This is a genomic window from Butyricimonas synergistica DSM 23225 (assembly GCF_000379665.1).
GTDB classification, from domain to species: Bacteria; Bacteroidota; Bacteroidia; order Bacteroidales; family Marinifilaceae; genus Butyricimonas; species Butyricimonas synergistica.
Window position 1 is genome coordinate 1790848 of sequence record NZ_KB903359.1, and the last position, 17092, is coordinate 1807939.

14 protein-coding genes are annotated in these 17092 nt (G+C 45.1%); 5 read left to right on the top strand and 9 right to left on the bottom strand.

Features of this window, described 5'->3' with window-relative positions:
* Positions 1 to 3 precede the first annotated feature (3 nt).
* Together A3CY_RS22700 and A3CY_RS21955 are read right to left on the bottom strand one after the other, a co-directional pair.
* The gene (locus tag A3CY_RS22700; protein ID WP_081619441.1) at positions 4 to 354 is read right to left on the bottom strand and encodes a sensor histidine kinase; all 351 of its coding nucleotides are present in this window, start codon (positions 352 to 354) and stop codon (positions 4 to 6) included.
* Positions 303 to 1256: a sensor histidine kinase gene (locus A3CY_RS21955; protein ID WP_018337360.1), complete on the bottom strand. Its 954-nt coding sequence runs from the start codon at positions 1254 to 1256 to the stop codon at positions 303 to 305. The genes A3CY_RS22700 and A3CY_RS21955 overlap by 52 nt, the downstream gene beginning before the upstream one ends.
* A gap of 42 nt (positions 1257 to 1298) precedes the next feature.
* Between A3CY_RS21955 and A3CY_RS0107840 the strand changes: the two genes are divergently transcribed.
* The 5 genes from A3CY_RS0107840 (at position 1299) to kbl (ending at position 6157) form a co-directional block, all read left to right on the top strand.
* A complete protein-coding gene (locus A3CY_RS0107840) occupies positions 1299 to 1616 on the top strand; it encodes a TusE/DsrC/DsvC family sulfur relay protein (RefSeq protein ID WP_018337361.1) in 318 nt (105 codons plus the stop codon).
* 179 nt (positions 1617 to 1795) lie between these two features.
* A complete protein-coding gene (locus A3CY_RS20540) occupies positions 1796 to 2281 on the top strand; it encodes a hypothetical protein (protein WP_018337362.1) in 486 nt (161 codons plus the stop codon).
* Positions 2278 to 3597 carry a (Fe-S)-binding protein gene (locus A3CY_RS0107850; protein WP_018337363.1) on the top strand — a complete coding sequence of 440 codons (1320 nt, stop codon included), beginning with the start codon at positions 2278 to 2280 and terminating at the stop codon, positions 3595 to 3597. The genes A3CY_RS20540 and A3CY_RS0107850 overlap by 4 nt, the downstream gene beginning before the upstream one ends.
* 10 nt (positions 3598 to 3607) lie before the next feature.
* Positions 3608 to 4771 carry an aminotransferase class V-fold PLP-dependent enzyme gene (locus tag A3CY_RS0107855; protein WP_018337364.1) on the top strand — a complete coding sequence of 388 codons (1164 nt, stop codon included), beginning with the start codon at positions 3608 to 3610 and terminating at the stop codon, positions 4769 to 4771.
* A 195-nt stretch (positions 4772 to 4966) separates the two neighbouring features.
* Positions 4967 to 6157, top strand: a complete 1191-nt coding sequence (kbl, locus tag A3CY_RS0107860; protein ID WP_018337365.1) for a glycine C-acetyltransferase — start codon at positions 4967 to 4969, stop codon at positions 6155 to 6157.
* A gap of 78 nt (positions 6158 to 6235) precedes the next feature.
* On the opposite strand, the gene A3CY_RS21960 is transcribed toward kbl, so the two are convergent.
* The 7 genes from A3CY_RS21960 to A3CY_RS0107895 are packed head-to-tail and all read right to left on the bottom strand — an operon-like array spanning position 6236 to position 17072.
* On the bottom strand, positions 6236 to 7480 hold the full coding sequence (locus A3CY_RS21960; RefSeq protein WP_026207434.1) for a thioredoxin family protein: 1245 nt from the start codon (positions 7478 to 7480) through the stop codon (positions 6236 to 6238).
* 11 nt (positions 7481 to 7491) lie between these two features.
* Entirely contained in the window at positions 7492 to 8772 is a 1281-nt protein-coding gene (locus A3CY_RS0107870) for a thioredoxin family protein (protein WP_018337367.1), read from the bottom strand.
* A 19-nt stretch (positions 8773 to 8791) separates the two neighbouring features.
* Positions 8792 to 11038: a zinc-dependent metalloprotease gene (locus A3CY_RS0107875; RefSeq protein WP_018337368.1), complete on the bottom strand. Its 2247-nt coding sequence runs from the start codon at positions 11036 to 11038 to the stop codon at positions 8792 to 8794.
* A gap of 15 nt (positions 11039 to 11053) precedes the next feature.
* A complete protein-coding gene (locus A3CY_RS20550) occupies positions 11054 to 13306 on the bottom strand; it encodes a zinc-dependent metalloprotease (protein WP_051082690.1) in 2253 nt (750 codons plus the stop codon).
* A gap of 4 nt (positions 13307 to 13310) precedes the next feature.
* Positions 13311 to 14816, bottom strand: a complete 1506-nt coding sequence (locus A3CY_RS0107885) for a PKD-like family lipoprotein (protein WP_026207436.1) — start codon at positions 14814 to 14816, stop codon at positions 13311 to 13313.
* A gap of 15 nt (positions 14817 to 14831) precedes the next feature.
* Positions 14832 to 15611: a DUF4843 domain-containing protein gene (locus A3CY_RS0107890; protein ID WP_169503584.1), complete on the bottom strand. Its 780-nt coding sequence runs from the start codon at positions 15609 to 15611 to the stop codon at positions 14832 to 14834.
* A 21-nt stretch (positions 15612 to 15632) separates the two neighbouring features.
* Complete coding sequence (locus tag A3CY_RS0107895) at positions 15633 to 17072, bottom strand: RagB/SusD family nutrient uptake outer membrane protein (RefSeq protein WP_018337372.1); 1440 nt, start codon at positions 17070 to 17072, stop codon at positions 15633 to 15635.
* Positions 17073 to 17092: the final 20 nt, after the last annotated feature.

Here is a 17092-nt window from a genome sequence, read left to right on the forward strand (position 1 = left end):
TCCTTATTCCGGTTTTCTATAAGGTATTCTAAAATAAACAGTCGTGCCCTTGTTTAATTCCGAAGTCAAACGAATATCTCCGCCCAGCAGTTCGACAATTGCCTTGCATATAGGCAAACCAAGTCCTGTTCCCTGTACAAATTCATTTACTTTAAAGAACCTGTCAAAAACACGCCCGAGTGATTCTTTAGACATTCCAAGTCCTGTATCTTCCACGAAACACTCGATCCAATTTCCATCATCCGATACAATTGCACCAACAATGATGCATCCCCGGGTAGTAAACTTTTTGGCATTTCTGATTAATTCAAAAATATCTTCGTCAGTTTCACTTCGTCCGTTATAACGAGTAATTCATTTTGTGGTCCTCTTTCAATAAATTCAACTCCTTCCACGGCATTCAAATGCCCAATATCCAACACCGAATGTACCAGAAAACGCATATCGTATACTCCCGAGTAAAATATTTCCTGACCTGCCTCCAAACGCGACAAATCTAACACATCATCCAACAAAACCAGTAAATCCCGACTATTATTCGATATGGTATCCTTGAACATTTTTTTCTCCTCGTTCGAGTATCCTTCTTCGACCATCAAATTAGTGAAACCAACTATACTATTCAATGGGGTTCTGATCTCATGCGAAATATTCGCCACGAAAGCGGATTTCAATTTATCCGACTCTTCAGCTCTTTGCAAAGCACGAGCCAATTCCTCCTCCGCCTGCTTATGTTGATGTATGTTTATTGCCATCCCATAGAAATACCGCGTCACGTTCCCGTCTGCCATTTCCACGATCTCCATAATACCCCGGCTTTCCCACCAGCGGAAAACACCTGTTCCCAAGAAATCAATTCTACATTCAAACGCAAATTCCGTCATCGCCTCTTTCGATAATTGCTTAAAAACGGACACGAATTTTTCCCGGTCATCCGGATGAATATGTGTTACGAATTTTTCAAAGGTATTCAGACTTTCTTCTACCTCCTTGCTTTCCGTGAAGCCTTCGCCAAAAATCAAAGAATCATTCTCCACGTCATAAAACCAGGAGTACGCTTGCAAGACATTGACCGATATCCGCAAAAATTTTTGTTGTTGCCATTCCCTTGTAATATCCCGAAACATAATTACCGCACCACAAATCTCGTTATCAGCATTCAACAAAGGCGAAAAACAACCGATACTGTAATCTTTCAATTCACATTTAACCCTATATTGCGGAAAACTCTCATCAAAATCATTGTTGTTTTTCAAATATTTATTATATTGCAAGACAATCTAAAACCAAAAAACATTATGACAACACTAGAAATTCAAGGAAAGACATTTGAAGTCGATGGTGACGGTTTTCTCACCGATCCTTCAATCTGGAACGAAGACGTGGCAAAATTGTTTGCCGAGGCGGACGGAATCGCTAATTTAACAGACAATCATTGGGCAGTTATAAAAATCATTCGTAATAACTTCGAGGAAAAGGGGAATGCCCCGATGGTACGGACGATCTGCAAGGAAACCGGATTGAAATTGAAGGATATTTATGAATTATTTCCGTTAGGACCCGCCCGGGGTGCGTGTCGGGTGGCAGGTTTACCGAAACCGGACGGTTGCGTTTAGAACACACGATTATGTCTTGGTATATTTGGACCTCGTTAGCTGCACTTCTCTTTTGTGTAGTACTACTGGGGAAATATTTTGTACGACTTTTAAAAAAGGGTCCTCCTAAAGACCTTTCGCAAAAATCGGGAAATATTGCCCAAGCAGTCTGTTACTCTTGTATTGGAGCTATGTCACCTATGCAAAAAGAATCAGCTTATTTACACCTGCCCACCTATTCGGCAGGTATTATTTTTCATATAGGAAACTTCCTGGCAATCCTTGTGTACGTGATTATCGCACTCTCGGCGATCTTCAGCTTCCGGATTCCTATTGAAAGTGTAACGAACCTCGTCATCATCATACTGGCAGCCATCACGTTTGTTGCCAGTGTCTGCGGACTATCCTTATTTATTAAACGTATCGTGAAAAAAGAACTCCGGGAGTTGTCCTGCACGGATGATTATATTTCCAATCTTCTCTGCACGGTCATGCTTTTCGTGACGACATATTCCCTGTGGATGTTCCAGTTCGGGGCGGTATATTACATCACGATGGCACTCCTGTTCGTATGGATGCCTATCGGCAAGATCAAGCACGTACTTTATTTTTTCTTTGCGAGGTATCACTTGGGCTTTTTCTACGGCTGGCGTGGAACATGGCCTCCTAAAAAAGCTACGGTATGACAAATATCACGAAAGAACAAAGAAACAAAGCCCTTGCCATCATCAGCCAAACGAGCGACAGCAAGCTGGAAACCCATCTGAACGCTTGCGTGCGGTGTGGCTTATGCGCAGACAGCTGTATGTACTACCTCACGATGAAAGAAGCCAAATTCATTCCCGCGAGAAAAGTCGATCTGGTCAGTTCGATATACAGGCGTTACAAGACATGGCAAGGCGCCATGTTCCCGAAATTATTCCACGCCCGGGAACTGGATGACAAAACGTGTGAAGAAATGGTGGATTCCCTGTTTGGCGCTTGCACCATGTGCGGGCGTTGCGTGAAACATTGCTCTATCGGGGTAGACATCCCCTTTCTCGTGAAGAAAGGCAGGGAGATGCTCGCGGCTATGGATATGGTGCCGAAGACCCTTCAAGCCACGGTAGATGCAGCCATCAACACGGGTAACAACATGGGTATCCCCACAGACGAATTCGTCGACACGATTCAATGGATGGAAGAAGAACTTCAGGATGAAATGGAAGACCCGAATGCCGGATTGTTTCTGGACAAAACCGACAAGAACGTGTTCTACACGGTAAATCCCCGGGAACCGAAATTCTTCCCTCTCTCGATCTCTGCCATGGGTAAAATATTCTATGCGGCAGGAGAAGACTGGACGCTCTCGTCCAAATATTACGATGTCACGAATTACGGTTATTTCAACGGTAATAACACGGAGGCTACACAGATTGCCCGAAATCTCTATGACGAGATACACAAGCTCAACTGCAAACGCCTCATTCTCGGGGAATGCGGCCATGGCTCACGAGCCATGCGCTGGGAAGGTCCCAATTACCTCAAAACAAAATATGACTTTGACACGCTGACCGTCGTGGAGCTTATCGGTGAATACATCCGTAACGGGAGAATCAAACTGGACAAGAACTTGAACGATAAAGTGGTAACAATCCATGACCCTTGTAATCTAGTACGAAACGGCGGACTTCTCAATGAAATCCGTTTCGTGGTTAATGCTGCCGCGGCAAACGTAGTCGAAATGACCCCTCACGGGACAGATAATTTCTGTTGCGGGGGAGGCGGGGGAGCTTTAGCCATGAGCGAATACAACGAACGCCGTCTTAAAATCGATAAAATCAAAGCTGATCAAATCACGGCTACCGAGGCACAGGTCGTGGTTACTCCATGCCACAATTGCGTGGATCAACTTACCCAAATAAACCATACTTACAAATTAGGCATCATCATAAAGACGGTGGCGGAATTGGTTGCGGATGCACTAATAATTGAAAATGCAGAATTGAAAATTAAAAATTAATACAAGCATTATGAGCAAATTAATCTACCTAGACAATTCAGCCACCAGCTTCCCGAAGCCGGATGTAGTTTATGATTTCATGAACGATTTCTATCGTAAACATGGAGTAAACCCGGGACGTTCCGGGTTTGACGCCGCCGTTGAAACCGAGGAAGTAGTGAACTCTACCCGCAAAATGTTGACTAAACTCTTTAACGGGGGTACAGATCACAATCGTTTGACGTTCAGCTACAACGCCACAGACTCTTTAAACTTGATTATCAACGGTCTGGTTGAAAAAGGTATTCACGTGGTATCCACGATGTTGGAACACAACTCCGTGTTGCGTCCTCTCAATATGCACCACCAAAATGGTACTATTGACGTGACTTACGTGCCCTTTGACGAGAACGGTTACGTGCATCCCGACGATATTAAAAAGGCGATCCGCCCGAACACCAAATTTATAGTTATTACCCACTGTTCCAACGTATTGGGAACGATCCAGCCATTGGCTGAAATCGGGAAAGTCTGTAAAGAAAAAGGCGTAATCTTCGTGGTTGACGGTAGTCAGGGAGCCGGAGCCGTCGATTTGGATATGCAAGCTTCTGGCATAGACGTGTATTGCTTCACGGGACACAAATGCCTCATGGGTCCGACGGGAATCGGGGGTTCATACGTGCGTGAAGGCATCGAGATCAAACATACCCGTGCCGGGGGCACCGGAGTCCGTTCCGCGTATCCCGTGCATCTGGACGAATATCCTTATCGTTTGGAGTACGGGACATTGAACCTGTTGGGTGTAGCCGGATTGAACGCCGGGGTGAAATGGATTCAAGAACAAGGCATCATGAATATCCATCACCGGGAAATACAATTATGGGACAAATTGCGCAAGGCTCTGCAAGACGTGGAAGGAGTCACCACCTATTGTGCCAACAGCCCGGAAAACAAAAACCCGGTACTTAGCTTCAACATCAACGGATTCGATTCAGCCGACGTGGGCACCATGCTCGACGTGGATTACAATATTGCCGTTCGTACCGGATTGCAGTGTGCCCCGAAAGTACACGAGGTAATCGGTACATTCGATATGCACGGAACTGTCCGCATGAGTATCGGGGCTTTCACCACGGAAGAAGATGTGAATACAGCCATCGAAGCCGTGAAAGAAATTGCCGCGATAAGAAACTAAAAATTACACCCCATTTAACAGGCTCCACGTTTTTCTCGCATGGAGCCTGTTTTGCTACAGATTTTTACTCCGATCAAAAAATGATATCTCAAAACATATTTCTCAAATAAAATACGATATTATCATTTTCGGATACGTTGTAAGTAAAAATTCATTACTTTTGAGCCCATTAAAACAAACAAAAAAATTAGCTATATGTACGGAAAATTTCAAGACTTTTTAAAGGCTGAATTACAGTCAATAAAAGACGCCGGCTTATACAAAAGCGAAAGAATCATCGTTACCCCGCAAGATGCAGAAATCAAACTTGCCACGGGAGAAACTGTATTGAACTTTTGTGCAAACAACTATTTAGGACTTTCTTCAAACCCAACCGTTATCGAAGGAGCAAAGAAAGCATTAGACAGCCACGGTTACGGTATGTCTTCTGTACGTTTCATCTGCGGTACCCAAGATATTCACAAAGAACTGGAAGCTAAAATCTCTCAATTCTTTGGGACAGAAGATACCATCCTTTATGCCGCTTGCTTCGACGCTAACGGTGGTGTATTCGAACCGTTGTTCGGACAGGAAGATGCCATCATCTCCGACGAATTGAACCACGCTTCCATCATCGACGGTGTTCGTCTTTGCAAAGCCGTACGTTACAGATACAAACACGCCAACATGGCTGACCTCGAAGAACAATTGAAGATTTCTCAAGCTCAACGCTATCGCATCATCGTTACCGACGGCGTATTCTCCATGGACGGGGATATTGCCAAGATGAACGAGATCTGCGACTTGGCTGAAAAATACAACGCCATGGTGATGGTTGACGACAGCCACGCTGCCGGGTTCATCGGCGAAACGGGGCGCGGTTCAGCAGAACACCACCACTGCATGGAACGTGTCGACATCTTCACCGGAACCCTTGGTAAAGCCTTAGGCGGCGCCATGGGAGGTTACACTACCGGTAAAAAAGAAGTGATCGATATGTTGCGTCAACGTTCAAGACCTTACTTGTTCTCCAACTCCTTGTCCCCGGCAATCTGCGGTGCTTCCATCGCCGTGTTCGATATGCTGACAAAGAGCACCGAACTGAGAGACCGCGTGATGGACAATGCCAACTATTTCCGTGCTAAATTGACGGAAGCCGGATTCGACCTGAAACCATCTGAGTCTGCCATCTGCGCCTTGATGCTTTACGATGCAGTACTTTCTCAACAATTCGCTGCCGAATTACAGAAAGAAAACATCTACGTAACCGGATTCTACTACCCGGTTGTACCGAAAGGACAAGCCCGTATCCGTATCCAATTGTCTGCCGCACACACCCGCGAGCAACTGGATCGCGCCTTGGCCGCCTTCATCAAGATTGGTAAGAAACTTGGCGTTATCAAGTAATATAGACAACCATTCAATAATAAAAATAGTCGCTTTTTCGGGCGACTATTTTTTTATTTATAGAACCATTAACATCAATTACTTCGCATATTTCTCGTTAATTCTTTTCACCTCCGTGTAGACAAACGCCCCTTCACCCATCGTCTTCATGGACAAATCTATATATTTCTTTCCTTCTTTCTTTTGCCCGGACAAGAAAAGTATCTCCGCATAATAAGCCATTCCCACGGCATCCTTTCCATCTTGCATCTTTTTCAACCAATACAAGGCGATATCCCTTTGCTCTTGATTTTTAGCATTTACCCCCAAGTTATGCGCACATGATCTAGTTAACATTGCATTCCCATTCTCTCCATATAGCGGAACAAGTTCCAAAAGAGCCTCCAAATAAAGCTCGTCTTTATGATTTCTTTGGGCATAACGTACCTTCTGATTTGCGACAAGTAATTTAAATTCATCCTTCAACTGGGGATACTTCACGCACAAATTTCTATAAATTCTTTCCCAATCCGGTATATTCACGGTATCTTTCACGTGAGGCACAACCATTTCCCGTTCAATCAAGTTCAACACTTTTTGTTCTGCACTCCTTTCACCGAGTACGGCATTCACCTCGCCCGGATGCTCCAGAAAAAATTTAAACGTTTCATCATTCGTGCTGAAAATGAAATCCGAAGCATATCGTATTCCTTTCTCAGACACCCGTTCTTCCGGGGTGATTGTCTGCCAGAACACGTTAGCCACTTTCATGGCGAACTCTCTCTCTTGTCGTCGGGCAAAATCAACCGACAAATCAAACAAGAAATCTACATCCCGTTCCCCAGCTTCAAACTTCCTCCAACGAGTGTACAACTGTTGCCTCTCATCTAATGCCGTCTTCCCCAACTCAATAAAAACTTTCGTATTAGTTGTCGCCCCCGGCATCGAATGCACGAGCTCTCCTTTCGGGTTGAAAAAGAGCAAAACTGGTACTGTCCTTATATTAACAAGCCTTTGCACCCTATCAACTTCTTTATACCAAGCCTTCGTACGCTCATCATCTTGAGCCGTTTTATTAATCTGCAATTTCACACAGATAAAATGCTCGTTAAAAAATTTCCCGACTTCTTCATTGGGAAACACGACTTCTGTCATATTCCGACAAGGTCCGCACCAAGTTGCCATGACATCCATAAAAATATACTTATTCTCCCCGGTAGCCTTTTTTACCACCTCATCCCAGCTCATGCTCTGGTCGAACTGGATTCCTTTATTATCTTGAGCTATTATTCCGACGGGAAACAACAAGATCAACCCGATGACGATTCTATACATTGTATTCATAACTCCGGCTTTTAATTTATTTCATTGACAATCTGTTTCAACAACTTCATTTCTCTGGCATTTTTCTTCTTCATCTCCATCGCCCGTTCGTAAGTTTTACTTCCCTCTTTAGTCAACTTCAAAGCGGAATTCACACATTTCAATCCTTTCCCTTTTTGCTTGTTCAAGAAAAGCACTTCGGCATAATTCAACAATTGATATGCATCTTTTTCATCCAACGTTTTTTCCAGCCATTCCAAAGCGACCTTACGGTCCTCTTTATCCCGTGCTTTCAATCCTAACTCGTGAGCGTAACTACGAACCAACATATCATTTCCTTCCTCATCGCACATCGGAACTAATTCTCTTAAAACCGAAGCACAAAGCGCATCATTATGATACTTCTTGGAATACACCAATTTGCGATCCAGAAGCATCTTTTTAATTTCTACTTCTTTCCGGGGATATTTCACGCTCAAATCTTGGCAAATCCCGTCCCAATCCGGCATATTCACGGAGTCATTCATCAATGGCAAAATATACTTCGCCTCGATTGCCCGCATGACTTTCTGATTTGCCGCTCCTTTTCCAAGCACGGCATCCACCTTTTCCGGATAATCATAAAAGAGACTGAACATGGCATCATCCACACTGCCAAAGAAATCGCTTGCGTAACGGATTCCCTTGTCCAACAAACGTTCTTCGGGAGTTATCGTCTGCCAGAAAGTATTCCCCACCTCTCTCGCCATGACCTTATCCCCCAACATCAGGAAATCAACCGATAAATCGTACAGAAACTCCACGTCCCGTTCTCCCGCCTCGTACTTTTTCAGGCGAGTAAAAATCTGCTGATTCTCATCCAAAGCCTTCCGCCCACATTCGATAAATTCATTCACGTTCGGAATTCCCCCCGGAACAATATGCACCAACTCTCCTTTCGGGTTATAATAAAGTGCCGTCGGGAGTACCTGAATCTTCGCCTCCGTACAAATCTTGTTCACTTCTTTATACCAGGCTTTCACGTACTCATCGTCTTTAGCCGTCTTATCCGTCTGCAATTTGATACAAATAAAATGCTGGTTATAAAAATCACCCGCTTCCTTCTGCGTGAAAACATTTTTCACCATTGCCTGACAAGGCGGACACCAGGTAGACATAACATCCACGTAAATATACTTGTTTTCCCGAGTAGCTTTCTCCACCACCTCGTTCCAGCTCATACTCTTGTCAAACTGGATTCCTTGTTCTTGTGCCACCATCGTAACAGGCATCCACAATAACAAAATAAACACAAACCTAAAAATCGATTTCATACGTTTCATTTTTAATTTACTACAAATTCTTAATAACATCCTCTATTTTATTCTTGCAATGAACCAAACTCTTCCTTCTCTCCCTCGACAAGGACATTCCAAGCGCTTGTTCCATCACTACATACAATTTATTCAAATGCACTTGCAAAGCAACGGATTCACCCCGACCGGGATTCCTTCTCAATGCCTTCTCCACACATTCCAAATACTTCATTTGCAAAGCTTCCCGATACACATCCGCCTTTCCCGCCTCTGACCATACCGCCCGGTATAAATCATCCAGGAATTCATCCAATGTGTAGAAAGCCGTCGTTCCGGACATCACTTGATTCAATGCGAACCGGGACATCCCTTTCTCGAATAAATATTCCAACACTGCATTCTGCCAAGCCGCAATCACCTCCGAGGGAGCCAATCCGGCTTTCTTGACCAACGGGGATAGAACAAGCCAGTACGGAGTTGTGAAAATCTCCCGACTCAAAAACGCCAAAGCCTCTTTCTGTTCTTCCCGTCCCACGGGATTAGGTTTTGCAATACAACTTTCCCCTTCCGGGCAAATCTCAATTCCCCCGAACTGTTGAAGCACAAGTAACACGATCGAGTATAAAACCCCATCCTTTCCTCCGGCACGGCGAACCCAAATTCCCCACCCTGTCGTATCCCGTCCATTCCGGATCAAATCAGCCCTTCTAAATACTTGCTTCACATTTGCCAGCGCACACGAAGCCCCTGCAACCGGATCACGTCCTAAAGTTCCCAGATTAGCCATCGCTTCTATCGCCGTGGGTGAATCTGAAGAATAATACCATGTGTGTTCCGGCTTGTTTAAATTCCTCCGCAACAATGCCTGCAATCCTTCAACAGCTTCCCCCTCTTCTCCCCAATAACGATAGCCCCAGTTGATCGCCCAACAATCATAACTACCCACAACGGGGAACAAATTCTCCGTCGCCACCCGATCCTCCGGCTGTGCCACCGTATTCACAAAATGATCTCCCATGATTGACGAGGACATTCCATTTTCCGACAACCAATCATTATCCCTCAATTCTTTATCAAGTATCCACGCCGATGCCAATTTATTCGGCAATAATCCCAAAGCCTGCCCGATGCGCTGTCCTAAAGTTACACGAATCAAATGCCCTTCAATCTCTTCTGCCTCGGTTTTCAAATCAAATACCTTCTGCCACAAAGCGCTTCTCGTAATCCACTCATATTTCAATGAATCCAACACTCCGGGAGCCCAATGCACACGAGCCTGTATGATCTGCCCGCTCCGGGGGTCGACATTCACGTCCACCTCCTCGTTTTGCAAAGAATCTTGGTAAAGAATCAATCCTCTCAACGACACCAAAGACTGCCCCGTTTCTTCCGGTATATCCCTGGCAACAATAGCATTCCGGAAACCGGCAACCTCAAAAGCCCGCTGCCAATCTTCCACCGCCCGCACAAAATAGGGTTTCCACCGTTCCGGGATCTTCGGATCAAGATAAAACACGATCGGCTCTTGCGGTTCCGTCAATTTACCCGTCAAATAAGCTTCTACATCCTTGGGTTCCAACGCCCACCGTCGGATCACGTGGCGAGTCCGAATCCCCGTACATTCATCTTTGAAATAATCGTACGAAACCGAAGAAAAACCGATTCTTCGATCCCTCACACGTCCTTCTCGGGGAGTCTCCGGCAACAAGAAAAACGTGGTAGTCACCGGCATTTCTGTCAACTCATCATCAGCCCGCTTCCACTGACGACGGACAACGGGCAATTCCCTCATCACAGTACACGCGAAAAATCCATCTTCCGCATGAAAACGAACCACACGTTTACCCGGCGCATTAAAAAGCGGCTCTTCTCTCATTATCAGTTCCGTGATATCAATCAAGAGTTTCTCTTGATCCTCCCGTTGAACAGGGCAAATCATAAAGGGCATCTCCACCTGGTTACGAGCCACGAGTTTCTTCATTTCAGGAGAAGTTTCTTTCTCACCGATCCGAAAATCCGGCAAAAACACGCCTACCTCTCCGGCTCTCTCCTGTTTAAAAGACACAACGATCTCTTTCCCCAGCCTACTCCCCGGTTGATACGTCCGGTTTTCACGCACAGAATCCAGACGGCTTACAACCAAAAACGCACGCGCCAACTCGGTACGGGAAATGTCCAACAGACATCTTCCCTCGGACGGATACACGCGGAAAGTCGACGCGCAACCATCATGCGACCATATCACTTGAATAAGTAATAGAATACAAAATATTTTCTGATACATACAATACATCCATTTTTATTTTAAAAACTTATTCATCGTCCGAATCAAATCCCGGCAATAGATACCGAAATATTCCTCGTTATTCTTCGCCAGAGCCTGTTCCACTCTCTTCTTCAAGTCACCCACGTACTGCTTGTACAACCGGACTCCCTGCGGTCCGGTACTCGAACAATAAGCGCTGACCCGCTGGAAGAAAAGCCTTTGTAAATTTTGCCTGTAAATACCCGGCATCTTCCCGTCCAACACATCCTGCCAAACCACTCGGTGCAAATCCTCAAAAAAATCATTCAACGCGTAAACCCCGACAGAATCCTTTACTGGCAAAGAACCCGCTTTGGGCAATAACCAAGCTAATGCCCCCGTATGAATCACTTCCATGAACTGAATCGGATCATTCTCGATTTTTCCTGCACACATGGGACTCACCAACCATTCGGGAGCGGTAAACACGTATTTCCCCAAAAACATCATCGCCCGGTGTTGATAGTCTGGTTCCACCAAAGTCTTCACGAGTTGCTCTTTCTCATCATAATCCCAATAACATCCTCCCACGATGTTTATAACCTGTTTCATATAATAATGGTATTGTCCCAAAGGCACATTTCGCTCTCCTATAGAAACAATCCGGTCATAGATTCCCCGATAAGTCGTATAACTACCATCTTGATCCGGCTCCCACTGATCCATCCGTGCCAAAACCCATTTCAAATTTTCCATCCCGTAGGTATTTGCAACCACCAGGTCATCACCCACATCCTCCGATTGCGACCGGGGGTCGCTCACGTTGGATTGAGCCCCGTACCACTGTCCCCACTTCTTCTGCTCCTCCCCGACCCAAGCCGACACATGGGCACGTTCCTCCTCCAAGGTCTTTATTTCCGGAAATAAACGATAGCCCCATTCAATAGCCCAACGGTCATATAGGTTTATCCTCGGAATCAGATTCAACCGATCGACACCATCCCCGGGTTGTGCCACGTAATTAAAACGCGAATAATCCATGATCGAAGTGGAAATCCCGTTTCGTGTCAACCATTCGTTATCCCTCAATTTCTCGACCGGAACGACGGAACTTGCCCCCATATTATGCGTCAATCCCAGCGTGTGTCCCACCTCGTGCGAGATAATCACCGACAACAATTGCCCCAACCACTCGTCCGATATTCCCTTGGAAAATATCTCCGGATCACTTGGTCCTGCCTGTACCAGATAATTCCCTTTCAACCATTCCACCAGACTATGCCCCCACATAATACGGGCATGGTAAATCTGTCCGCTTCTCGGATCGGCATACCGCTCCCCGAAAGCGTTCTCTTCCGTGGTCGGTCGATACACGATTGCCGCCCGACAAGACTCCAGCGTCCAAGTCGAATCGGCAGGCGAAGCCACCCTTGCTTGAATCGCATTCCGGAACCCTGCCTGTTCGAAAGCGGAATTCCAATTATTGATTGCCACTTCAATATAAGGGATCCATTTCCTCGGGGTCAACGGATCAATATAAAACACGATCGGCTGCCGAGGTTTTACCAAAATACCCTTCCGGTACTTTTTCATATCCTCCGGCCGAGGCTCCAACCGCCACCGGGAAATACAATAGAAATCGTCTTCCCTGACCATTGTATCCCCACAAACCAAATGCTTGCTTCTGAAGTACCCCACCCGTTGATCCTCATGCCTCAACCGCATCAATTCCTCGTCCATCAACAACAGACAACTACTTACCCGTACATTCCCGTCCCTCTTTTCCCGCCAACCGACCAACTCTTGGCAATCCGGATGAGAAATCGCCTTCAACGTCGACATTTGTAATTTTCCATTCACCACACCCGTGTCACAAACCACCCACGAGGTAATATCCAAACATACGTTTCCTTTTCTACCCCGTTCCTTCGAGAAACTAGCTATCTCAAAAGGTGGTTTCGGGGGACCGATCATATTAGAACCCGCATTCTTACTGATCGATGCTTTTTGCATCAAAGCCATCTGTCCGTTTTCCCGTTCCCGTAATTGCAAAACTTGCAATTCTCCCACCATATCTCCCGCCTGAGCAGTACACCCACTCCCCACGGCTGCCAGCTGATTCACCAACAACCATTCCCGCCCGATCAACGCCTCTGACAATTCCCAAATCACCTTATCCCCTTCCCGATAAATCCGAAAATATGCTTTACCTTTTCCCTTGCCTTCCGAAAAAAAAGGCAAAACAAGGAGGAAGAGGAAGGAAAACAATGTTTTCCTTCCCATTACTCGAAATCTCAATACATTCATTAAACTACTTTTTGTACACGATTTTCTTTATCTTACCGAAATCAGTAGCCAACAGCCGAGGCGCCGCATCTTTCAAGTCCCCGGTATTCACCAACGTGAAAGCATAGAGCGATCCCTTGCTCCCATTATACGTGGCTGCCGTCAGGCTTAGTCCATCGTTCGTCGGCAAGACAATTGATACCACCTCTTCTCCCGACGGGAAAGCATACAGCAACCGGGAGGTATTCGCATCCGCATCATACAGGCGGATCTCGTTCCCATTTGCATAGTATATTTGCTGCCTGCCATACGGGGAAACAAACACCGGACTATCCTTCATGCCGGGACACTCCTCTTCGCTAACTACATGAAAAGGTCCGCTGCTAAATCCTACTCCCGCCATCGTATAACGTATAACGTAAACATTGTCCGCATCCCGGAACACTATATTGTAATAGTAATTTCCCGCACCTCCGGTTGGCATTCCAATCAGTTCCCAGTCTTCATCCACCTTTGCCGCATCGAACAATGTCACTCCCCCTGAAACATAAGAACCGGTCACATCTTGAAGCACCACGTTAGTTGCCTGATACCGGGAATAAAAACGATGATTCGCTTCGTCAAAATACAAGATCCCCATCAACTGTCCCCTATAATTCATCCCCGAACCGATAAAGGAAGCACAACCGGTTTCCAAACCATCGGATGCGACCATCGGTTCGCCAAATAAAGTTTGCCCTTGATCCTGATGCATCCGGTAAATCTTTCCATCATTTATCAAAACAAATGTAGAATTCTTCTCGATATAATTTGCCAAAACTTGCGGACGAATAACCGCCGGACGCGTAGCAAACATCTGCTCGATATCGGCAAGCACCCGGCAAGAACGATAATCTATCACGTACCCCCAGTCTTCCCCGAAAATCATCGTCATATTACCCGCGGCGACCTTCCCGTCCGGAGATGAATACCCGCTAAAATCTACCGTAAACAAATCCGTTACATTCGGCTTTAACACAACATCCGGGTTTACCTCCGAGAATATACCATGAAACACGGTGGACGTGGACGTGTTATAAAAACTGATATCCGAATAATTGTCATATTGCTCCACGACAAAATAACCGGGCTGATAGTTTGTCCGCACTTCCAGTTTCATTCCTTTACGATAAGTAACTCCCGTGCTATTATCCGTTACTTTAAAATTAAACGGGTAAGAATTACCGGAAGCATAATCAATCTGCTCGGCAAAGTTCCGCTCCGTGGATAATACGACATTCACGGAATCCGAGGAGGTCGGAATAGAAACCACCCACTCGTAACTCAAGTTTTCTTCATTCTCTTCCAAGGCAAAAGAGAGTTTGGGCGATACTTCCAGTACCATTCCCTGTTGCACGGACACGACATCCGGTAAATCAATCGAAATCTCGTTCAAATCCCGATAGGAATAATTCCCCTTATCCCGGTAACACGACGCCAAAAGCAATACGCCCAGCATCCCGATAAGACTATATCTAAACCAATTTTTCATACTTTCGTGTTTAAATTAAAAAGAAACTTGTTTTCCATTTTCATCCAGCATCTTTTCACCGGGATGTTCTGTTTGCCACAATTGCAACTCACGACGCATCCGCAACAAGTCATCATACATATAATTCCTGTCTGCGGGGGACACCGGTTCCACTCCCCAGTATTTTCCCAACTTCTCGTACATGAAATCAAATTTAACCCGGCTCCAATCACCAAAAATACCACACTGCGACCAATAAGGCGGCTCTGACACCAAGTTTGAAAACTTCAACTCGTAACGCAGAGATATTAAAAACGTCTTGTCGTCTGATACCGTATCCCCGAACACCTGTGCCGGAAATTCTTCGAAAGGTTCAAGCACGAACTTGACCATTTTCTCTTCATCACCCAAGTTCTTTTTAAGTAACAACACCTTTGGAGTAAATGAAACTGCATTAGCAGGCAACACATTATCCTCGATTACAAAATGCACTCCCTCCACGGCAGTACTTCCCTCTCCCGCAACTAGATTTACTTTACGGTCATAATCCACGGGCTTCCCCATCAAACGAATTTCCGGAAGTTCAAAAATATGTTCTTCCACCCCCGGGTAAAAATAGAAGGAATAAAAGCCACTGAATATCTTGTTGTACTCGTCCATGTCAAATTTACCCTGAACAATCACATCACCTGTACCATAGAACCACACCCCTGCGTCATAAGAGGCTCCGGGAATCTTATCATCATCTTCACAAGCGGCAACAATCCCCAACAACATCACCGCCAACATAATTCTTATATTATATAACGTTTTCATCTTCATAACTATTCTCGTTAATTACTCTGTAATTCCACGTCTTAATTCAAGCTCATTCTCCGGTACAGGGAAGACATAACCGGGAGTCGATACATCCACGTATGTTTCCTGATCGTGATCCAAAACCTTCGTTATATTCAACCGTTTATAATAATAAAACAAGTGTCCTTCGCAAAAAAATTCTTTCTTGTATTCATTCAGGATCTCATTCTGGAACTCCTCGTCCGATATGGAATCTTCCACCTTCTTCAATCCCCTGTTCACCAACACCTCATTCAAATAAGCACGTCCCTCCGCTGTATTACCACAACATTCGGCAGCGATATAATACATCTCTGACCAACGCATCAAAGTAACCAAATCCCCTCTACTGGCAACACTTCCATTATACCGGTAAAACATATACCTTTGCCCACCGACTTGGTCGGTTGCAGCAAGATACCACAAATAGATAAACCTGTAATCCGTCCCTCCTCCTGACGTCGTTCCATAAAGCTTCTCTATATCCGTCACGTCGTTACGCAAACCATGTACATCAAATCCCATTCTTTTGTCATACACGTCTTTCAAATTGGTTTTATTCAAGGTAAAAATACACTCCGTGTAGAAAGCAATATCTCTACTTTGCAAATCACGACAATCCACTAACGGATCCATAAACCTGAATTGTTCAGACTCGATCACTTTTTGGGCATACAGCAAAGCGTTTTCCGTATCCCCCTTCCAGTGATAAATTCGAGCCATCGTCGCGTATACCGCCCAACGATTAAAATGAGAGCGGCGACTGTTCAACCAACTGTTCTCTACGGAAGACGAGTACATATTATCTACCGACAACAAACTATCCGCCTCCTGTAAATCCTGAAGAGCCAACCCGATCACCTCCTCCTCCGTGTTAAACAAAGGCCATTCCCGCCCGGACAATTTCGTCACGTAAGGAATCGTCAATTCATCCCCGGCCAAAGCATACGGCTTCCCGAACAAACGCATCAGATCGAAATGCATAAAAGCACGCACACCTAACGCCTCTCCCTTTATCATCCGGTAATTATCATAAGTAAATACCGATTTGTAATCTTCAATCTGTTCCAACAAGCTATTCACGTTGGCGATGACATTATAACCTTTGCTCCAAATTTTATCAATCGCACCGACAACTTCAGAACCTTGATAATAATTGGTTGCATCCAGATCTTTTCCCAAACCACTGACATTATAAGTATCGAATATTTTAAAACGTCGAGCTAACACATCCAGATAAGTCACACTCAGTATATCCCCGTACAAAGCATTGTCCGCCATCAGGTAATACACCCCCGCCATGCCATCCATAAATCCCTGCTCCGTTTCAAACATCTCGTAATCGATCACTTCCGTCTTCGAAGGTACATCCAACCAATCGTTGCATGCCCCCAAGGAAAGCCCGAAAACCAACACGATATAAAAAATATATTTCTTCATAATCTATCTTTTTATTCTAT